The sequence below is a fragment of the Pseudomonas sp. SK genome (genome assembly GCF_012975065.1).
GTDB lineage: Bacteria > Pseudomonadota > Gammaproteobacteria > Pseudomonadales > Pseudomonadaceae > Aquipseudomonas > Aquipseudomonas anuradhapurensis.
Genome location: NZ_CP051857.1, coordinates 1,962,079 through 1,980,649 on the forward strand (window position 1 = coordinate 1,962,079; position 18,571 = coordinate 1,980,649).

The window sequence follows — 18,571 nt, forward strand, 5'->3', positions numbered from 1 at the left end:
GAATCCCGCACGCTGCATCGCCAGCGGGCGCAGACATTTCGCATATCGCTTCATTACTCTTTTCGCCTATCGACAAGAAATGGCCGTGCTTCACCGAGCTTGGGTGAGCGCGGGTTGTAACCGGTTGAGGATTACTTCATTGGCAGTCAGCACTCTTGATACCCATGCGTTGTTCGCCCTGGGCGACTTGCGCGGTAAATTGGCCCAGCTGTTCCAGGGCCGCTTTGTCTACGTCACCGAACAGAATCCCGAAGGCCTGTACATGGCCGAAATCGACACCGAAAGCGCATTGGTGGTCGACGACAAGCAGCGCCTCGAACTGAAGGTCGGCGACCACTTCCGCGCCGCCGTGCTGCCCAGCCGGGAAGGTGGCAAGCTGGAAATGCGCTTTCGTGAAATCAAGCTGAACGTCTATGGCGTAGGCGATTACGCCTTCGTCTCGGTACCTGAAGGCGAGGGCATCGTGTTCCGCGAGGGCCACGGCGTGATGCTGGTATTCGCCGCACAGCAGCAGATTCAGGAAGGCCTGGGCAAGTTGCTCAAGGCGGTGACCGGCAAGGTCGCCAAATGGCGCAAAGGTGAACTGACCACCTTCAAGGCCAGTGAATGACCCGTGACGACACACCCGCCACGCGTGCCGAGTTTCATCGCCAACACCAGGCGGATGCCGTGGCCGAGGCCCAGCGTTTGCTGGCCAGGCGCGGGGAACTGCAAGGCGCCTGGTTGACCTGGGTAGCAAGCGAATTGTACCGCCTTGGCCCGCCGCCCTATGTGGCCATGGTCCGCCGCGAGTTGCAGCGCCTCAGCCAGGCGTGAGGCGACTGGTCAGTTGCCGCGATCGCGACCGCTGCTGACTTCTTCCGGTACCGGCTCGTTGGCCATGCGCTTGCGGAACAGCGCTGCCCGGGCCAGCAGCAGGGTGGTGACCGGCACGGTAATGGACAGCAGGATCGGAATCAGCCAGGCGTGCAGCACCGGCGCTTGCTTGAGCCAGGAGAAGTAGATGATCGAGGCCAGCGCCACGCACCAGGCACCGATGGTCGAGGCCAGTGCCGGCGGATGCATGCGCTGGAAATAGTCCTTCAGGCGTACCAGGCCCACGGCACCGACCAGCGCAAACAGGCTGCCGGCCAGCAGCAGCACGGCGGTCACCAGTTCTACCCAGAACGGCAGTTGCAGGGGTTCAGTCATTCGATCACCTCACCACGCAGCAGGAACTTGGCCAGGGCAAACGAGCCGACGAAGCCGAACAGCGCAATCAGCAGTGCACCTTCGAAGTAGGTGTCACTGGCATAACGGATGCCCAGCACCAGCATGCTCAGCATGGCCAGGATGTACAGGTAGTCCAGCGCCAGCACCCGGTCCTGGGCGGACGGGCCGCGGAACAGCCGGATCAGTGCCAGGGCCATGGCCAGGGCGAAGATGAACAGGCTGGCGAGGACAGCATTGGCAAGCAGACCTGTCATTGGAAGATCTCCATCAGCGGGCGTTCGTAGGTGTCCTTGAAGTGCTGGATGAAGGCCGCCTCATCGTCCAGGTCGAACACATGCAGCAGCAAGACGCTGCGGTCCAGCGCCAGCTCGGACCAGACCGTGCCTGGCACTACCGTGGTAATCATCGACAGCGCCGCCAGGCCATGCGCATCGCGCAGGCTCAGCGGGATGTGCACGAACGCCGAGCGTGGCGGTTGCTTGCCGGCACGCAGCACGCCACGGGCCACCAGCAGGTTGGAAATGATCACATCGATGCCGACCCGGCCGATCAGCCGGGCAATGACCAGTGGCCGCCGCACATGGGCATGCTGGGGGCGCAGTGGTGCCATCAGCAGCGGCGCCAGCACGCCGAGTGCAGCACCCAGCAGCAGGTTGCCGGGGCTGAGCGAAAGGTTCAGCAGCAGCCACAGCGCGAACAGCGACACCGATAACAACGGGGCGGGGAACAGTCGCTTCATGGCTGCACCTGTACGTCGAGCGAGGTCGGGCCGGGGACGGGTCGCGCGGCCATGACGGCTTGTATGTAAAGCTCGGGAGCCTGCAGGCTGGCGGCGGTGTCCTGGGTATAGCGCAGCAACGGCTCGGCCCTGAGGCTGAGGACCATGCACAGGCCCAACAGGATGACGATGGGCAGGCATTCATAGCGGCGCAGCAGCGGCGACGGGCGCTCTTCGGGCTTCCAGAAACGCTGGATGCCGACACGGCCAAAGGCAATCAGCGAGGCCATGCCTGACAGGATCAGCAAGCTCACCAGGCCCCAGCCGGACATACCCAGTGGTTGTTCAGGGGGCACGCCCAGCCCCAGCGGGTTGAACAGCGCGCTGATCAGGTTGAGCTTGCCGATAAAGCCCGACAACGGTGGCATGCCGATGATCAGCAGGGCACAGGCGATGAAGCTGAGGCCGAGAAACGCCATGGTCCAGGGGATGATCTGGCCGATCACCACCTGTTGCTCATCATCGAGGTTGATGCCCTTGGGCGGGTGCAGTGACTCCAGCGGCGGCGGCATGGCGTCTTCCTCTTCGTCCAGCGGTGCTTCATTGGCCGAGCGCGAGCGTTCGACCAGCTCGGCGAGCAGGAACAGCGCGCACAGCGCCAGGGTCGAGTTGACCAGATAGAACAACGCTGCACCGGTCAGCGCCGACTGGGCGAAGCCGATGGCGGCGAGCAGGGTACCGGCCGAGACCAAAATGCTGAGGGCAGCCATCCGCTCCAGGCGTTGCGCCGCCAGGATCGACACCGCCGCCACTGCCAGGGTGACCAGGCCACCTGATACCAGCCAGTCACCACCGAAGTGCGCCGAAGCCCCGGCCTGCCCCGAGAACAGCAGGGTCCACAGGCGCAGCACGGCATACAGACCAACCTTGGTCATGATCGCGAACAGCGCCGCCACCGGCGCGCTGGCCGAGGCATAGGCCGGCACCAGCCAGAAGTTCAATGGCCAGATGCCGGCCTTGGCCAGGAAGGCGATGGCCAGGATCGCCGCACCGGCATGCAGCAAGCCACGGTCGGCCTCCGGCACCAGCGGGATCTTCACGGCCAGGTCTGCCATGTTCAGGGTGCCAGTCACGCCATACAGCATCGCCGCGCCGACCAGGAACAGTGACGAGGCAAACAGGTTGATGGCGATGTAGTGCAGGCCGGCACGCACCCGGGCACGCCCCGAGCCGTGCAGCAGCAGGCCATAGGAGGCAGCCAGCAGCACCTCGAAGAATACGAACAGGTTGAACAGGTCGGCGGTGAGGAAGGCGCCGTACAGGCCCATCAACTGGATCTGGAACAGCGCATGGAAACTGGCGCCGGCGCCATCCCAGCGGGCTCGGGCAAACAGCAGGGCACTGAAACCGATGGTGCCGGTGAGGGTCAGCAGCAACGCCGACAGGTGGTCGACCACCAGCACGATGCCGAACGGCGCCGACCAGTTGCCCGGCAGGTAGACGCCGATCGATTCCGCCTGGCCCTGGATGCGCACCCACAACAGCAGGCTGACCGCGATGGCCAGGCCAGTGAAGGTCGACAGCAGGTTCAACCGGGCCTTCAGCTGCCGGTGTTTCTCGCCCAGCAACAACATTACCGCCGCCGTTACCAGCGGCAGCAGGATGGGCGCGATGATCAGTTGACTCATGCCGCTCATTCGTCACGCTCCCGGCCATCGACGTGGTCGGTACCGGTCAGGCCGCGCGAGGCCAGCAACACCACCAGGAACAGGGCGGTCATGGCGAAACTGATGACGATGGCGGTGAGCACCAGCGCCTGCGGCAGCGGGTCGGTGTAATGCAGCAGGTCCTGCGGCAGGCCGTCCTTGATGATCGGTTCCTTGCCGATGAACAGGCTGCCCATGCTGAAGATGAACAGGTTGACCCCGTACGACAGCAGGCACAGCCCCATGATCACCTGGTAGGTCCGCGGGCGCAGGATCAGCCATACCCCCGAGGCGGCCAGGACGCCGATGGCGATTGCAATCACTTCTTCCATCAGGCGGCTCCCGCTTGGCTGGTTTTCGCCGGGTTGCCCGGGCGGTAGGCGCGCACCGACTGGTGCGCCAGGGCCGTGAGGATCAGCAGGGTCGAGCCGACCACCACGGTGAACACGCCGACATCGAAGAACAGCGCACTGGCCACGTGCACATCGCCGAGCACCGGCAGGTGCAGGTGGGCGGTATGGGTGGTGAGGAACGGGTAGCCCAACAGCATGGCGCCCGCCCCGGTCAGGGTTGCGCACAGCAGCCCGGTGCCCATCCAGCGCAGCGGGCGCAGGCTCATCTGTGCTTCGACCCACTGGGTACCGGCCACCATGTACTGCAGGATGAACGCCACCGACATCACCAGGCCGGCGACGAAGCCGCCCCCTGGCTGGTTATGGCCACGCATGAACAGGTACATCGATACCAGCAGGGCGATCGGCAGCAGCAGGCGCACCAGCACCGCGGGCACCATCATGAAGCCCAGGGCGGTGTCGGTGGCATGCCGCGGGTTGATCAGGTCGGTGACCACATCGGGTGCCAGCTGGCGCTGCTGCGACGGCAACTGCATGCTTTCCTTCGGTGGGCGGAAGCGCCGCAGCAACGCGAACACAGTCAGCGCAACGGCCACCAGCACGGTAATTTCACCAAGGGTGTCGAAGCCACGGAAGTCGACCAGCATGACATTGACCACGTTGGTGCCACCACCCTGGGGCAGCGCGCGGCTCAGGTAGAACGAGGAAATGTCGTTGGGTGTCGGGCGGGTCAGCATGGCGTAGGACAGCACCGCCATGCCGCCACCTACCAGCACCGCCAGCAACAGGTCGCGCAAGCGGCGCATGCGTGCACGGTCCAGGCTGCCCGGCAGTGGCGACACACCTTCGATCCGCCGTGGCAGCCAGCGCAGGCCGAGCAGGATCAGCACGGTGGTGACCACTTCCACCACCAGCTGGGTCAGGGCCAGGTCGGGCGCCGAGAACCAGACGAAGGTGATGCAGGTCATCAGGCCGCAGACGCTGACCATGATCAAGGCCGCCAGGCGGTGGTACTTGGCCTGGTAGGCGGCGCCGATAGCGCAGGCAATCGCAATCAGCCACAGCGCGACGAACACGCCCGAGCCGGGAATCTTCGGCCGGTCGCCCCAGCTCAGGCCGCTGTACAGCATGGGGATGAGGCCGGCGAAGAAGGCGGCGAGTACCAGCATGAACAGCTGCGATTGCAGGCGGCGGCTGGTAAGCAGGCGCTCGATGCGCCGCGCCAGCAGCATCAGTTGCACCTGGCCGTGCTCGAACAGGCGCTTGCCGTTGAAGCGCTCGATCAGCGGCGGGTAGGGGAAGCGGCCCAGGCGCAGCTGTTTGCGCAGCACCAGGTACAGCACGATGCCGCCGCTCATGGCTATCAGGCTCATGATCAGCGGCGCGTTCCAGCCGTGCCAGATGGCCAGGCTGTACTCCGGCAGGGTACCGCCCACCACCGGCAGGGCGGCGGCTGCCAGCAGCGGGCCGACCGACTGGGCGGGGAAGATGCCCACCACCAGGCAGGTCAGCACCAGCAATTCGACTGGCGCACGCATCCAGCGTGGCGGTTCATGCGGGGTGTGCGGCAGGTCTTCGGCGCTGGGGCCGAAGAACACGTCGACGGTGAAGCGCAGGGCATAGGCCACACTGAAGGTGCCAGCCAGGGTGGCGATCACCGGCAGCGTGGCCTCGACCCAGGCGGTGGCACTGATGAACACCGTTTCGGCAAAGAACATTTCCTTGGACAGGAAGCCGTTCATCAACGGCACGCCGGCCATCGAGGCGCTGGCCACCATGGCCAGTGTGGCGGTGTACGGCACCAGCCGCACCAGGCCGCTCAGGCGGCGAATGTCACGGGTGCCGCTTTCATGGTCGATGATGCCGGCGGCCATGAACAGCGAGGCCTTGAAGGTGGCATGGTTGAGGATGTGGAACACGGCGGCAACGGCGGCCAATGGGCTGTTGAGCCCCAGCAGCAGGGTGATCAGGCCCAGGTGGCTGATAGTCGAATAGGCCAGCAGGCCCTTGAGGTCGTTCTGGAACATCGCGGCAAAGGCGCCAAGCAGCAGGGTGAGGGCGCCTGCACCGCCGACGATCCAGAACCACTCTTCGCTGCCCGACAGCACCGGCCACAGGCGGGCCAGCAGGAACACCCCGGCCTTGACCATGGTCGCCGAATGCAGATAGGCCGACACCGGGGTCGGTGCGGCCATGGCGTGGGGCAGCCAGAACTGGAAGGGAAACTGGGCGCTCTTGCTCAGGGCGCCGATGAGGATCAGCGGCAGCAGCACCGGGTACAGTGCATGCTGGCGGATGACGTCGCCGGCAGCCAGGACCTTGTCCAGGTCGTAGCTGCCCACCACATGGCCGAGCAGCAGTGCCCCTGCCAGCAGGCACAGGCCGCCCGCACCCGTGACCATCAGCGCCATGTAGGCACCGCGACGGGCGTCGGCACGGTGGTGCCAGTAGCCGATCAGCAGGAAGGAGAACAGGCTGGTGAGTTCCCAGAAGAACACCAGCTGAATCAGGTTGCCGGAGATCACCAGGCCGAGCATGGCGCCCATGAAGGCGAGGAAAAAGGCGAAGAAGCGCGGTACCGGGTCTTGTGGCGACATGTAGTAGCGGGCATACAGCGACACCAGCGCGCCGATGCCCAGCACCAGCAAGGCGAACAGCCAGGCGAAGCCGTCCATGCGCAGCACCAGGTTCAAGCCCAGGCTGGGCAGCCAGAGGAACTCTTCGCGGATCACACCGCCGTGGGCAACCTGAGGGTACAGCAGTGCTACCTGGACAGTGCCGACCAGGGCGACCAGCCCGGCGAGAATGGACTCCGCGTTACGTGCGTTGTGCGGCAGCACGGCTGCCAGGCAACTGCCCACGAACGGCAGGAGCAATAGCACTATCAATGACATAGCGGCCTATTCTGGAGAAGTTTGCCAGGAATCATACGTGCCAGGGGGGTGATCACCAACACGCAAGCTGTCGCAGAATCCTACAAATAGGCTGTGACCAGCTGATTTTTTATAACAGTTTCTTACAAAGCATAGCCGCAGCTTTAGAGAAGGGGCGTGCCGCTAGCGTTCACTTTGTGCTTCCAGCGCTGGCTCGGTTTCGCCCGCGCGACGCACCTTGAGTTCGCTGACCACCACCGCGATCACGATCAACAGGCCGCCGAGCAGTGCCACGCCTGGCAAGCGTTCGCCGGCGATACGCCCGACGATCCCGGCCCACACGGGTTCGCCGGCATAGATCAGCGTGGCGCGGGTGGGCGAGACCGATTTCTGGGCCCAGTTCATCGCCACCTGGATCACCGCGCTCATCGCGCCCAGGCCCACCGCACTGGCCAGCAGCAGCCAGGAAAAATCGGCAATGCGCTCCTGGGTCGGCACGATCATCAGGAATGCCAGCAGCGAGGCGGTCGCCAGTTGCACCACGGTGACCCGGCGCACATCGACCTGGCCGGCATAGCGGCTGATCAGGATGATTTCGCCGGCGATGGCCACCGCGCTGACCAGGGTCACCAGCTCGCCCTCGCTGAAATGCAGGCGGCCGCCTTCCGGGCCGGCCAGCAGCATCAGGCCGATGAACGCCAGGCCGATACCGATGCTCGGCATCAGGCCGGGCCGGCGGCCCAGCACCAGCCATTGCAGCAGCGGCACGAATGGCACATACAGCGCGGTGATGAATGCCGACTGGCTGCTGCTGATGGTTTGCAGGCCCATGGTCTGCAGGCCGTAGCCAAGCATGATCGACACGCCGATCAGCACGCCGGCCTTGAGTTCGGTGAACGTCAGCCCAGGCAGTGCCCGCGCCGATACCACGCCCACGAACAGCGCGGCTGCTGCGAAGCGCAGGCCGACGAAGAACATCGGCCCGCTGACGGCCATCACGTTATGCACCAGCAAAAAGGTGCCGCCCCACAACATGGTGATGAAGACCAGCACCAGTTCGGCCTTGCTCAGGCGAAAGGTAACGGCGGCGGTCGGCTTGCTGCTGGGCTGGTTCATGGTCTTGCGCACTCGGAAGGGGCGGCGCACAATCGGCCGCAAAGTGGGCAGTATACTGCGCAATCCCGACCAGTGAGCACTATAGTGCACAAAGAATCTTCGCACCGGGCGTCGGTGCTGCAACATGTCAGCCTCAATGTACGCAGCCTGCGCAACGCCGCAGGCATGAGTCAGACCGCGCTCGCCGAGCGTTCCGGGGTCAGCCGGCGCATGCTGGTGGCGATCGAGGCGGGCGAAAAGAATGTCAGCCTGACGACCCTCGACCTGATTGCCGAAGCCCTCGGCGTGGCCTTCAGCACCCTGATCCAGGCTCCGGACCAGCGTGACCCGGGCCGTATCGAAGAGCTGGCCTGGGCGGGTGAGCATCCACAGAGCAGGGCGGTGCTGCTGGGCAGCAGCCCGGCAAGGCGCGAGGTGGAGCTGTGGGAGTGGACCCTGGCGCCGGGGGAGTGCTACTGCAGCGAGGCCGATGCCGAGGGCTGGAGCGAGCAGATCTATGTCGCCGAAGGGCAACTGACACTGATCATCGAAGGGGCCGAGCACTGCCTGCGGCAAGGCCAGTTTCATGTGTTTCCCAGCAATTGCCGGTATGCCTATCGCAATGACGGGGCCTTGGCGGTGCGCTTTGTGCGTAATGTTGTTATTTGAGTTTGCAGGTGTGGGAGCTGCACAGCAGCCCCCCCGGGGAACCCCAAGCCGATCAGCTTTTCAGCAGTTCATCGGTCTTCACCACCTTGGCATAGGCAAACGCCAACGCCGCCATTGCCGCCCCATGCACGTCCGCCGCAGGCACCTGCTTGCCATTGAACTCCAGGGGCAAGGTTGCACAGGCATCGTGCGCCACGGTCACCTGGTAGCCGAGATCTGCTGCGGCACGGGTCGCGGCGTCGATGCACATGTGGCTCATGCTGCCGACGATGGTCAGGGCTTCGACACCATGCTGGTCCAGCGTATGTTCGAGTTCGGTGCCGAGGAAGGCATTGACCTTGTGCTTGAGCACCACCGGCTCACCCGCTTCGGGCCGGACCTTGGCGTGGATGGCAGCTCCCTGCGAGCCCGGCGCGAAAAATGGTGCATCGGCACTCTCGAACTCATGCCGCACGTGCACCACCAGGTCGCCCCGTTGGCGTGCCGCCGCCAGCAGGCGTGCGGCATTGTCGGCTGCCTGCTCAGCGCCATCGAGGGTCCATCTGCCGCCGGGGAAGTAGTCGTTCTGGATGTCGATGATGATCAGCGCCTGCTTGCTCATGCTGCCTCCTGTGGCAGTAGTCGTTGGATGACGTTAGTTATAGGCTGTGGCCACTGACCTGAGGATTGGCGCAAACGACACTATGCGGGCAAAAACTGACAACGCCACCAGCCTGGATATCGGCCTGCTGCTGTACCAGGGCGCGCAGCGTGCTGCTGTGCATGGCCTGGCCGACCTGTTTCTGGTGGCCAACCGGGTAGCCGCCGAGCTGGGGGCCGTCGAGTTGCCGCGGCTACGTGTCAGCTTCTGGCAGGTCGACGACCTGGGGCAACTGCAGCCTGCGCCCGAGAGCCCAGGCGCCGCCTTGCCTGATCTGCGCGTGCTGATCATACCGCCGAGCCTGGAGTCGGCACCGCAAGCTGAGTTGCTGGAGCGCCACCGTGCGCCGCTGCGCGAGCTGCACGGGCGCGGCACGGTGCTGGCCTCGGTGTGCATCGGTGTGTTCTTCATCGCTGCCAGCGGCCTGCTCGACGGGCGCCCGGCCTGTACCCACTGGAACTACGTGCAAGCGCTGGCCCAGCGGTTTCCCAGGATACGGGTCGAGGCCCAGCAGCCCTTGCTCGATGATGGCGACCTGATCACCTCGGCCGGCTTGATGGCCTGGACCGACCTGGGCCTGCGTTTGCTGGAGCGCTTCATGGGCGCGACCCTGGCAGGCGAAACCGCCCGCTACCTGGCAGTGCAACCGGTGTCGGCGCCGCTGCCTGGTGTCGTGTTCCGCCCGCGTCTGGCGCATGGCGACGAGGCGGTGCTGAAAGTCCAGCACTGGTTGCAGGGCAATGGCGGGCAGGATGTCGACCTGGCCGGCATGGCTGCATGCGCGGGACTGGAAGCCCGCACTTTCCTGCGCCGTTTTCGTGCTGCAACGGGGCTGCGGCCGACCGAGTACTGCCAGCAAGTGCGGGTAGGGCGGGCGTGCCGCTTGCTGGAGTTCACCCGGCGTACCGTCGATCAGATCGCCTGGGGTGTCGGCTACCAGGACCCGGGCGCGTTTCGCAAGGTGTTTCTGCGCATAACCGGCCTGACCCCGAGCGATTATCGCCGGCGCTTTGCCGTCTCCGGCCAGGGCGAGTGCGGCGTATCCGCAGCGGAAAAACGCTTGACCTTGACTTAACTTGAGGTTTTACCCTGCCCGGCATCGCGCTGCATGCGTCCGTAGCAAGGAGACTGCTCATGATGGCAACACCCCAGGCCCTGTGGTTTACCCAGATGATCGAATATGAAGTACCCGGCGTCCGCCAGCAGGCATTGGCCCAGGCGCTGGTGACGCGCAGCGAAGAGCTGGCCACACGCTGTGAGGGGTTGCAGGGGGTCAGCATCCAGGCCAGTGACGATGGCAGCCGAGTGTTGCAGTACCTGCAATGGCAGTCCCGCCAGGCGTGGGCGGCGGCTGCTGCCTATTTCGTCGAGGAGCCGTTTCTCGAACTGCTCGCCGAGCATCAGGCGCGTGGCGTCAGGTTTGCCGCCTACCAGACCCTGCGCAGCCTGGTCCGTGGCGCCGATGGCGGCCTGCACTGCCAGCTGAGTGAAGCTCAGGCATACCAGGGCGCATAGTGCGGGTAACGGTCCAGCCGGGCGCCGATGACCATTTCGCTGATCCACGACGCCAGGATCGAGCTGTAGGCCTTCTGACAAGCTTCACTGGACAACGCATGGTCGGCACCGTCGACGATGCGGTGCGTGAGCGAATGAGCGCTGACGAATGCCGAGCGGTAGCTCATCAGCGTACTGTGCGGCACATAGTCGTCCTGTTCGGACTCCACCAGCAGCACATCGCCGGCGAACTCGGCGCAGGCTGCCAGTGCGCGGTTGTCCGCCGGCCCGAGCGGGCGCTGGCGGTAAGCGTTGAGGCGCTGCCGGTCCAGGGTCTGCTTGGGAATGTCCCATTCCTCGTCCCAATACATGGCAGGGACGCGCAGGGCCAGCCATTTGACCGGCCGCTCGCGGGTCAACAGGGTGGCCAGGTAGCCGCCATAGCTGCTGCCGATGATGGCGATGGCACTGCTGTCGACAGCGGGGTGGCTGACCAGGCGGTCGTAGGCCACTACCAGGTCCATCAGGTTCTGTTCGCGGGTAACGGTCAGCCGTTGGCTTTCGGTCTTTTCGTGGCCGCGCAGGTCGAAGGTCATGCAGACACAGCCCAGCCCGGTGATATGCCGGGCACGTGCCAGGTCGCGCTGCTGGCTGCCGCCCCAGCCATGCACGAAGAGAATGCCCGGCATCTTGCTGCCAGGGCTGACCAGGGTGCCGACGATGCTGTCATCCTCGACCTGCAGTTCAACGGTTTCACTCTGAATGGTCATAGTCGCGAATCCGCGCAAATTTGCTGAGTTGTCCGAGTTCACTGTCGTTTCCTTGATAGAAGAGGGTGGCGTCAGTGGGCAGTTCGGGGATGCCGAATACTTCATGGGTGGAAGCCCGCACCCGTTGCAATGCCGGGTCGCTGGCAAAGGCTTGCAAGGCCAGCAGTTCGGCACTGCTGGCGCCGCCCAGCCGCCAGGATTGTTCGAGTACGCCGCTGCGCAAGTGGCCCTCGGCAGTGAAGCCGCGGGCGATGTCATAGTTGCGCCGCGAGGCGATGAAGCCCGGCAGGTGGCGCTCGGCTGCCTGCTCGTAGACGATTGCCTGGTTGATGGCCAGGCGCAGGTGATCTTCCAGTGGTAGCTGCAGCAGCGCGTCGTAGCCGCCGCGCACCACCACCAGATCGGAGCCGCCATAGACTTCGACGCCCTGGTGATCGCGGGTCAGGTACTGGATGCCGTGGTAGCTGCAGGTGTGGCCGGCGACGCGCACCTGGCCGACGCTGAAGGTCTGCACCTCGCTCAGGTCTTCTTCCAGCACCAGCCCCCACAGGGCCAGGTCCTGGTCATCCATGCCGGCTAGCAGTGGTTCCAGCGCATCCAGCGTGGTGATGACCTGCTGCCCGCGGCCTGCACAAGCCAGCACGGGCTTGATCCGCAATGGGCCGTCCAGCAGCAGCAGGTGCGCGGCGTTGCGTGCGTCGGCCTTGCTGAACACCGTGTAGCCGCGCAACAGGGCGTCGCTGGCTTGCCGGGCGAAGGCATCGGTCCAGCCTGGAGGGAAACTGGCCCCCGCCGGTAACGGGTGGGAGATTGCCTTGGTCGCCATGTATGGATAGGCGACCAGGCCACCGAACAGGTCGTGCTCGCTGCAGATGCCCAGGCTGGCCTGGCGCTTGGGGTCGACCAAGGTTTCGGTGGGCAGGTAGTAGTAGCCATCGGCGGCGCTCGGCGGTTGGCTGGGCTGCACGTATGGGCAACCCAGCAAGCGCGCCAGGCCTTCGGCGAGCTTGAGATGCACGGCATGCTCGTGGTCAGGAGTGCGTGCCCGGGTGTCGAGCAGCACCACGCCGCTTTTAGGGGCGCTGGCATTGGGCATGGTCGTTTGCCTGTATGCAGTGAATGTATCTGTGTGAAGCCGTTACTTTGGCGAAGTTCAGCAAAACTTGATCGGTGGTCCCGGCCGCGCTGTAGGAAATGTCCTGTATGTGCAGGGCGTGGCGGGCAATGCATACCGTGTGTCGGTCGCCACGATTGCAGGGCTTCGACGGCTGTTCCATTATCGGCACACTGGATCAACCGTGATGTAGCCGCAGGAGAGCGCATGAACGTTCAGACCACCCTTGGGCAAAGCGTGCCGCAGCGCCTGGCGCACGTGCGCCAGGTCATGGCCGCAGAGGGCATCGATGCCTTGCTGGTACCCTCGGCCGACCCCCATCTTTCCGAATACCTGCCGGCATACTGGCAGGGGCGCCGGTGGCTGTCTGGCTTCCATGGCTCGGTTGGCACGCTGGTGGTCACGGCCGATTTTGCCGGGTTATGGGTCGATAGCCGCTATTGGGAACAGGCGGAGCATGAGCTGGCAGGCACTGGCATCGAGTTGATGAAGCTGTTGCCAGGCAAACCCGGCGCCTTGGAATGGCTGGGCGACCACGTCGAGCGCAACGGCAGCGTGGCGGTGGATGGTGCGGTCATGGCCCTGGCTTCGGCACGCCAGCTGGGCGACCGGTTGAAGCTGCGCGGGGCGCGGCTGGTGACTGGCCGGGACCTGCTCGAACAGGTCTGGGATGGGCGCCCGGCGCTGCCGGGCAACCCGGTCTACCAGCACTTGCCGCCGCATGCCACGGTGAGCCGGGCAGCAAAACTCAAGCAGTTGCGCCAGAGCCTGCAGGCCAAGGGCGCCGACTGGCACTTCATCGCCACCCTGGACGACATCGCCTGGCTCTTCAACCTGCGCGGCAGCGACGTGTCCTACAACCCGGTGTTCATGGCGTTCGCCCTGATCAGCCAGGAGCAAGCCATCCTGTTCGTCGGCCAGGACAAGCTCGATGACCATCTGCGCCAGGTGCTGGCAGTGGATGGCATCGAGGTGCGTGACTACACCGAAGCCGGTAGCGCCCTCGGCGCCCTGCCAGCCGGCAGCCGATTGCAGATCGATCCCGCCCGGGTCACCTGTGGCCTGCTGGATAACCTGCCCGGCGGGGTTGAGCTGGTCGAGGGAATCAACCCCACCACCCTGAGCAAGGCGTGCAAAGGCGAAGACGACCTGATGCACATTCGCCAGGCGATGGAGCAGGACGGCGCGGCCCTGTGCGAGTTCTTCGCCTGGTTCGAGGCCAACCTCGGTCAGGAAACCATCACCGAACTCACCATCGACGAGCGCCTGAGCGCTGCGCGAGCCCGTCGCCCGGGCTTCGTTTCGTTGAGTTTCGCGACCATTGCCGCCTTCAATGGCAACGGCGCCATGCCGCATTACCGCGCCACCGAACAGTCGCACGCGGTCATCGAGGGCGATGGTCTGCTGCTGATCGATTCGGGTGGGCAATACCTGGGCGGTACCACCGACATCACCCGCATGGTACCGGTGGGCAGCCCCAGCCTGCAGCAGAAGCAGGACTGCACGCGCGTGCTCAAGGGCATGATTGCCTTGTCGCGCGCCAGCTTCCCGCGTGGCGTGCTGTCGCCGTTGCTCGACGCCATTGCGCGGGCACCGATCTGGGCTGACCAGGTGGATTACGGCCATGGCACCGGGCATGGGGTGGGTTATTTCATGAACGTGCACGAAGGGCCGCAGGTGATTGCCTATCAGGCCGCGCCGACACCGCAGACCGCGATGCAGCCGGGCATGATCAGCTCGATCGAGCCAGGCACCTACCGCCCGGGGCAGTGGGGCGTGCGCATCGAGAACCTGGTCGTCACCCGCGAGGCCGGCACGAGCGCCTTTGGCGAGTTCCTCAATTTCGAAACCCTGACGCTGTGCCCGATCGACATCCGTTGCCTGTTGCCCGAGCTGCTGGCCAGGGACGAACGGGATTGGTTGAACCGCTATCACGCCCAGGTGCGCGAGCGCCTGGCACCCTTGCTCAAGGGCGAAGCGCTGGCCTGGCTTGAGACGCGCACCGCGCCGTTATAAGGCTTCAAGTAAAAAGGGCAGCTTGCGAGCTGCCCTTTTTTATTTGCAGATGACGATCATGCTGCGGCTGGTGTAACCCGCCGGGTTGATGCCGAACAAGTAGTCACCCGGTTCTTCATCGCTATCGCCCGAGCGTGCGATGACGCGATAGCCCCGCGTGCTGCAGGCGCTCGCAGCCTTGCTGTAACAGTTGTCCCACGAGGAGGAAAGGCCGGAGCAATTGATATGCAGGCCCTTCTTGCCCCTTTTGACCTCGGTCTTGGCGGTGGCGGCACATCCAGCAATGGCCAAGATGGCCAGGATGAGAAAAATACGTTTCATTCCTGTCCTTAAATGCAGGGCGGATCAGCCGTCTGGCCCCGTCGTTATTGCTTTGATTCTTCCTGAAATTTCCCCAGCGTCCGTGTTCTGTCCAGTAGATAGCGTAGAGATGATGATTTTGTGACAGCTTAATCAGCGCGGCGGGCCGCCACAATCACTATTCCTGTCTCAAATGAAAATATTTCTCATGTCAGTCTGCGGCGACCGCCGGGCTGGGCTCCTTGCGCATGGACAAGGTGGTGCCGACCGAGGCAATGATGATCGCCAGAATCGCCAGCCATTGGGTGAGCGTCAGCACTTCGCCGAGAAACAGCAGGCCGGACAGTGCGCCGAATGCCGGTTCGATGCTCATCAGGGTACCGAAGGTGCGCGCCGGGATACGTGTGAGCGCGACCATTTCCAGGCTGTAGGGCAGGGCGGTGGACAGAATCGCAACGCCCAGGGCCAGGGGGAGCACGGCGGGTGTAAGCAATGTGCTGCCAGCGTGGGCAATACCGATGGGCGCGACAAACAGGGCAGCCACCACAACCCCCAGCGCGGCACTCTGAATGCCATGCTCGGCCCCGGCACGTTGCCCGAACAGGATGTACAGTGCCCAGCACACTCCGGCGCCGAGGGCATAGGCGGCACCGACCGGGTCCAGGGCCTGCCCGCCATCACCAGCCGGTAGCAACAGCAGCAGGCCGACGATGGCCAGGGCAATCCACAGGAAATCGATTGGCCGACGCGAGGACAACATCGCCACCGCCAGTGGTCCGGTGAATTCCAGGGCCACGGCAATGCCGATCGGTACCGTGCGCAGCGCCATATAGAAGAGGAAGTTCATGCCGCCCAGGGCCATGCCATAGATGATCACGTTACGCAGGGTGTGGGCAGTCATGCGCACGCGCCAGGGGCGCAATATCAGCAGCATGATGATGCTGGCGAAGATCAGCCGCAGGGTGGTGGTGCCTTGGGCGCCGACGATAGGAAACATGCTTTTCGCCAGGGAAGCGCCGGACTGTATCGATGCCATGGCAATGAGCAGCAGGCCGATCGGAAAGAGGGTGGCGGCCAGGCTGCGAGGCTGGGTGTTCATTTCTGTACGGCGATCCTTGGCAGGTTGAGAATGCGCACTATAGTGCGCAATTGGGCTGAAAGGGAACAGCCAAGGTAGACAGCGGCGAATGCACAGGATGGATAGGCCGAGACAGATGCAGGCGCTGCCAGCGATGCGCTGTGCGGGGCGCTCGATATCACCGGCACTGCAAGGGCTGTGGCCACCGGGTGGCCCAGCAGAGTCTTTTTGGGAAGATTGCAGATTATTGAAATTAAAGGTTGACCGCCTCGAATATCACCCTATAATGCGCCCCACTCCAGCGCGGTAGCGAAGCAAGGCAAGCCACCCGTTGAGTCAAGTGTTTGAAGCTAAACGAGTTTCTCGTAAAAAACTTCAAAATAAACGCTTGACAGCAAATGAGGAAAGCGTAGAATGCGCGCCTCGGTTGAGACGAAACGCTCTTAACCAAACGCTCTTTAACAAATCGAATCAAGCAATTCGTGTGGGTGCTTGTGAGTACGGACTGATAGTCACAAAGATTATCAGCATCACAAGTGGCCATGCGAGAAATCACATAGTCATTTGAGATTGCTGAGCCAAGTTTAGGGTTTCTTAAAAACCCAAGCAGTATTGAACTGAAGAGTTTGATCATGGCTCAGATTGAACGCTGGCGGCAGGCCTAACACATGCAAGTCGAGCGGATGACGGGAGCTTGCTCCTTGATTCAGCGGCGGACGGGTGAGTAATGCCTAGGAATCTGCCTGGTAGTGGGGGACAACGTTTCGAAAGGAACGCTAATACCGCATACGTCCTACGGGAGAAAGTGGGGGATCTTCGGACCTCACGCTATCAGATGAGCCTAGGTCGGATTAGCTAGTTGGTGAGGTAATGGCTCACCAAGGCGACGATCCGTAACTGGTCTGAGAGGATGATCAGTCACACTGGAACTGAGACACGGTCCAGACTCCTACGGGAGGCAGCAGTGGGGAATATTGGACAATGGGCGAAAGCCTGATCCAGCCATGCCGCGTGTGTGAAGAAGGTCTTCGGATTGTAAAGCACTTTAAGTTGGGAGGAAGGGCAGTAAGTTAATACCTTGCTGTTTTGACGTTACCGACAGAATAAGCACCGGCTAACTCTGTGCCAGCAGCCGCGGTAATACAGAGGGTGCAAGCGTTAATCGGAATTACTGGGCGTAAAGCGCGCGTAGGTGGTTCGTTAAGTTGGATGTGAAAGCCCCGGGCTCAACCTGGGAACTGCATCCAAAACTGGCGAGCTAGAGTACGGTAGAGGGTGGTGGAATTTCCTGTGTAGCGGTGAAATGCGTAGATATAGGAAGGAACACCAGTGGCGAAGGCGACCACCTGGACTGATACTGACACTGAGGTGCGAAAGCGTGGGGAGCAAACAGGATTAGATACCCTGGTAGTCCACGCCGTAAACGATGTCAACTAGCCGTTGGAATCCTTGAGATTTTAGTGGCGCAGCTAACGCATTAAGTTGACCGCCTGGGGAGTACGGCCGCAAGGTTAAAACTCAAATGAATTGACGGGGGCCCGCACAAGCGGTGGAGCATGTGGTTTAATTCGAAGCAACGCGAAGAACCTTACCAGGCCTTGACATGCAGAGAACTTTCCAGAGATGGATTGGTGCCTTCGGGAACTCTGACACAGGTGCTGCATGGCTGTCGTCAGCTCGTGTCGTGAGATGTTGGGTTAAGTCCCGTAACGAGCGCAACCCTTGTCCTTAGTTACCAGCACGTTATGGTGGGCACTCTAAGGAGACTGCCGGTGACAAACCGGAGGAAGGTGGGGATGACGTCAAGTCATCATGGCCCTTACGGCCTGGGCTACACACGTGCTACAATGGTCGGTACAGAGGGTTGCCAAGCCGCGAGGTGGAGCTAATCTCACAAAACCGATCGTAGTCCGGATCGCAGTCTGCAACTCGACTGCGTGAAGTCGGAATCGCTAGTAATCGCGAATCAGAATGTCGCGGTGAATACGTTCCCGGGCCTTGTACACACCGCCCGTCACACCATGGGAGTGGGTTGCACCAGAAGTAGCTAGTCTAACCTTCGGGAGGACGGTTACCACGGTGTGATTCATGACTGGGGTGAAGTCGTAACAAGGTAGCCGTAGGGGAACCTGCGGCTGGATCACCTCCTTAATCGACGACATCAGCCTGCTGATGAGCTCCCACACGAATTGCTTGATTCATTGTAAAAGACGATGCTGTAACGCGACCCTGTTATAGGTCTGTAGCTCAGTTGGTTAGAGCGCACCCCTGATAAGGGTGAGGTCGGCAGTTCAAATCTGCCCAGACCTACCAATTACTTGGTGCGGCCTAGAATACACGGGGCCATAGCTCAGCTGGGAGAGCGCCTGCCTTGCACGCAGGAGGTCAGCGGTTCGATCCCGCTTGGCTCCACCACTCTTTCAGGTTTCGCAGCACTGCTCAGAACTTAGAAATGAGCATTCCAATGTGAATGTTGATTTCTGGCTTTTGTCAGATCGTTCTTTAAAAATTCGGATATGTGATAGATATAGAC

The 18,571-nt window shown here is 62.9% G+C and carries 18 protein-coding genes, 2 tRNA genes and 1 rRNA gene; 9 read left to right on the forward strand and 12 right to left on the reverse strand.

What is annotated here, in order from left to right; translation table 11 throughout:
- Positions 1–139: 139 nt before the first annotated feature.
- Together HG549_RS08970 and HG549_RS08975 are read left to right on the forward strand one after the other, a co-directional pair.
- Positions 140–610, forward strand: coding sequence for a hypothetical protein (locus HG549_RS08970; RefSeq protein WP_170029162.1), 471 nt, complete (start codon positions 140–142; stop codon positions 608–610).
- On the forward strand, positions 607–816 hold the full coding sequence (locus HG549_RS08975; protein ID WP_170029163.1) for a hypothetical protein: 210 nt from the start codon (positions 607–609) through the stop codon (positions 814–816). The genes HG549_RS08970 and HG549_RS08975 overlap by 4 nt, the downstream gene beginning before the upstream one ends.
- A gap of 9 nt (positions 817–825) precedes the next feature.
- On the opposite strand, the gene HG549_RS08980 is transcribed toward HG549_RS08975, so the two are convergent.
- From HG549_RS08980 to HG549_RS09010, 7 genes are all read right to left on the reverse strand, one after another.
- On the reverse strand, positions 826–1,191 hold the full coding sequence (locus HG549_RS08980; RefSeq protein ID WP_170029164.1) for a Na+/H+ antiporter subunit G: 366 nt from the start codon (positions 1,189–1,191) through the stop codon (positions 826–828).
- The gene (locus HG549_RS08985; RefSeq protein WP_170029165.1) at positions 1,188–1,466 is read right to left on the reverse strand and encodes a K+/H+ antiporter subunit F; all 279 of its coding nucleotides are present in this window, start codon (positions 1,464–1,466) and stop codon (positions 1,188–1,190) included. Before HG549_RS08985 ends, HG549_RS08980 begins: the two co-directional genes overlap by 4 nt.
- Positions 1,463–1,951 (reverse strand): Na+/H+ antiporter subunit E, encoded by a 489-nt coding sequence (locus tag HG549_RS08990; protein ID WP_170029166.1) that lies wholly within the window; start codon positions 1,949–1,951, stop codon positions 1,463–1,465. The genes HG549_RS08985 and HG549_RS08990 overlap by 4 nt, the downstream gene beginning before the upstream one ends.
- On the reverse strand, positions 1,948–3,627 hold the full coding sequence (locus HG549_RS08995; protein WP_170029167.1) for a monovalent cation/H+ antiporter subunit D: 1,680 nt from the start codon (positions 3,625–3,627) through the stop codon (positions 1,948–1,950). Before HG549_RS08995 ends, HG549_RS08990 begins: the two co-directional genes overlap by 4 nt.
- Complete coding sequence (locus HG549_RS09000; protein WP_170029168.1) at positions 3,624–3,968, reverse strand: Na+/H+ antiporter subunit C; 345 nt, start codon at positions 3,966–3,968, stop codon at positions 3,624–3,626. Before HG549_RS09000 ends, HG549_RS08995 begins: the two co-directional genes overlap by 4 nt.
- Positions 3,968–6,883: a monovalent cation/H+ antiporter subunit A gene (locus tag HG549_RS09005; RefSeq protein WP_170029169.1), complete on the reverse strand. Its 2,916-nt coding sequence runs from the start codon at positions 6,881–6,883 to the stop codon at positions 3,968–3,970. The genes HG549_RS09000 and HG549_RS09005 overlap by 1 nt, the downstream gene beginning before the upstream one ends.
- A 162-nt stretch (positions 6,884–7,045) precedes the next feature.
- Positions 7,046–7,978: a DMT family transporter gene (locus tag HG549_RS09010; protein WP_170029170.1), complete on the reverse strand. Its 933-nt coding sequence runs from the start codon at positions 7,976–7,978 to the stop codon at positions 7,046–7,048.
- 84 nt (positions 7,979–8,062) lie between these two features.
- Between HG549_RS09010 and HG549_RS09015 the strand changes: the two genes are divergently transcribed.
- A complete protein-coding gene (locus HG549_RS09015; RefSeq protein ID WP_170029171.1) occupies positions 8,063–8,626 on the forward strand; it encodes a helix-turn-helix domain-containing protein in 564 nt (187 codons plus the stop codon).
- A 52-nt stretch (positions 8,627–8,678) separates the two neighbouring features.
- On the opposite strand, the gene HG549_RS09020 is transcribed toward HG549_RS09015, so the two are convergent.
- Positions 8,679–9,227 carry a cysteine hydrolase family protein gene (locus tag HG549_RS09020; RefSeq protein ID WP_170029172.1) on the reverse strand — a complete coding sequence of 183 codons (549 nt, stop codon included), beginning with the start codon at positions 9,225–9,227 and terminating at the stop codon, positions 8,679–8,681.
- A gap of 82 nt (positions 9,228–9,309) precedes the next feature.
- On the opposite strand from HG549_RS09020, the gene HG549_RS09025 reads away from it, so the two are divergent.
- Both HG549_RS09025 and HG549_RS09030 read left to right on the forward strand, forming a co-directional pair.
- Entirely contained in the window at positions 9,310–10,341 is a 1,032-nt protein-coding gene (locus HG549_RS09025; RefSeq protein WP_170029173.1) for a GlxA family transcriptional regulator, read from the forward strand.
- Positions 10,342–10,400: 59 nt separating this feature from the next.
- Entirely contained in the window at positions 10,401–10,781 is a 381-nt protein-coding gene (locus tag HG549_RS09030) for an antibiotic biosynthesis monooxygenase (protein WP_170029174.1), read from the forward strand.
- Here the strand turns inward: HG549_RS09030 and HG549_RS09035 are convergent.
- Positions 10,760–11,530: a S9 family peptidase gene (locus tag HG549_RS09035; protein ID WP_170029175.1), complete on the reverse strand. Its 771-nt coding sequence runs from the start codon at positions 11,528–11,530 to the stop codon at positions 10,760–10,762. The two genes, HG549_RS09030 and HG549_RS09035, sit on opposite strands and share 22 nt — an antisense overlap.
- Positions 11,514–12,626 (reverse strand): DUF3182 family protein, encoded by a 1,113-nt coding sequence (locus HG549_RS09040; RefSeq protein WP_170029176.1) that lies wholly within the window; start codon positions 12,624–12,626, stop codon positions 11,514–11,516. Before HG549_RS09040 ends, HG549_RS09035 begins: the two co-directional genes overlap by 17 nt.
- 225 nt (positions 12,627–12,851) lie before the next feature.
- Here HG549_RS09040 and HG549_RS09045 point away from each other — a divergent pair, with 225 nt between their 5' ends.
- Positions 12,852–14,660 (forward strand): aminopeptidase P family protein, encoded by a 1,809-nt coding sequence (locus tag HG549_RS09045; RefSeq protein ID WP_170029177.1) that lies wholly within the window; start codon positions 12,852–12,854, stop codon positions 14,658–14,660.
- Positions 14,661–14,699: 39 nt separating this feature from the next.
- Here the strand turns inward: HG549_RS09045 and HG549_RS09050 are convergent, their stop codons facing one another.
- Positions 14,700–14,981 (reverse strand): hypothetical protein, encoded by a 282-nt coding sequence (locus HG549_RS09050; RefSeq protein ID WP_170029178.1) that lies wholly within the window; start codon positions 14,979–14,981, stop codon positions 14,700–14,702.
- A gap of 190 nt (positions 14,982–15,171) precedes the next feature.
- Positions 15,172–16,059, reverse strand: a complete 888-nt coding sequence (rhtA, locus tag HG549_RS09055) for a threonine/homoserine exporter RhtA (RefSeq protein ID WP_170029179.1) — start codon at positions 16,057–16,059, stop codon at positions 15,172–15,174.
- A 593-nt stretch (positions 16,060–16,652) separates the two neighbouring features.
- On the opposite strand from rhtA, the gene HG549_RS09060 reads away from it, so the two are divergent.
- The 3 genes from HG549_RS09060 to HG549_RS09070 all read left to right on the forward strand — a co-directional run bounded on the left by HG549_RS09060 (position 16,653) and on the right by HG549_RS09070 (position 18,453).
- Positions 16,653–18,189 (forward strand): 16S ribosomal RNA (locus HG549_RS09060).
- 85 nt (positions 18,190–18,274) lie between these two features.
- Positions 18,275–18,351: transfer RNA gene (locus HG549_RS09065), tRNA-Ile, on the forward strand.
- A gap of 26 nt (positions 18,352–18,377) precedes the next feature.
- Positions 18,378–18,453 (forward strand) — tRNA-Ala (locus HG549_RS09070).
- Positions 18,454–18,571 lie beyond the last annotated feature (118 nt).

Excerpts from the sequence above, each read along its gene's own strand:
- HG549_RS08975 (WP_170029163.1), top strand. The coding sequence starts at position 607 with ATGACCCGTGACGACACACCCGCCACGCGTGCCGAGTTTCATCGCCAA.
- HG549_RS08980 (WP_170029164.1), bottom strand. The coding sequence starts at position 1,191 with ATGACTGAACCCCTGCAACTGCCGTTCTGGGTAGAACTGGTGACCGCC.
- HG549_RS08985 (WP_170029165.1), bottom strand. The coding sequence starts at position 1,466 with ATGACAGGTCTGCTTGCCAATGCTGTCCTCGCCAGCCTGTTCATCTTC.
- HG549_RS08990 (WP_170029166.1), bottom strand. The coding sequence starts at position 1,951 with ATGAAGCGACTGTTCCCCGCCCCGTTGTTATCGGTGTCGCTGTTCGCG.
- HG549_RS08995 (WP_170029167.1), bottom strand. The coding sequence starts at position 3,627 with ATGAGCGGCATGAGTCAACTGATCATCGCGCCCATCCTGCTGCCGCTG.
- HG549_RS09000 (WP_170029168.1), bottom strand. The coding sequence starts at position 3,968 with ATGGAAGAAGTGATTGCAATCGCCATCGGCGTCCTGGCCGCCTCGGGG.
- HG549_RS09005 (WP_170029169.1), bottom strand. The coding sequence starts at position 6,883 with ATGTCATTGATAGTGCTATTGCTCCTGCCGTTCGTGGGCAGTTGCCTG.
- HG549_RS09010 (WP_170029170.1), bottom strand. The coding sequence starts at position 7,978 with ATGAACCAGCCCAGCAGCAAGCCGACCGCCGCCGTTACCTTTCGCCTG.
- HG549_RS09020 (WP_170029172.1), bottom strand. The coding sequence starts at position 9,227 with ATGAGCAAGCAGGCGCTGATCATCATCGACATCCAGAACGACTACTTC.
- HG549_RS09025 (WP_170029173.1), top strand. The coding sequence starts at position 9,310 with ATGCGGGCAAAAACTGACAACGCCACCAGCCTGGATATCGGCCTGCTG.
- HG549_RS09030 (WP_170029174.1), top strand. The coding sequence starts at position 10,401 with ATGATGGCAACACCCCAGGCCCTGTGGTTTACCCAGATGATCGAATAT.
- HG549_RS09035 (WP_170029175.1), bottom strand. The coding sequence starts at position 11,530 with ATGACCATTCAGAGTGAAACCGTTGAACTGCAGGTCGAGGATGACAGC.
- HG549_RS09040 (WP_170029176.1), bottom strand. The coding sequence starts at position 12,626 with ATGCCCAATGCCAGCGCCCCTAAAAGCGGCGTGGTGCTGCTCGACACC.
- HG549_RS09045 (WP_170029177.1), top strand. The coding sequence starts at position 12,852 with ATGAACGTTCAGACCACCCTTGGGCAAAGCGTGCCGCAGCGCCTGGCG.
- HG549_RS09050 (WP_170029178.1), bottom strand. The coding sequence starts at position 14,981 with ATGAAACGTATTTTTCTCATCCTGGCCATCTTGGCCATTGCTGGATGT.
- rhtA (WP_170029179.1), bottom strand. The coding sequence starts at position 16,059 with ATGAACACCCAGCCTCGCAGCCTGGCCGCCACCCTCTTTCCGATCGGC.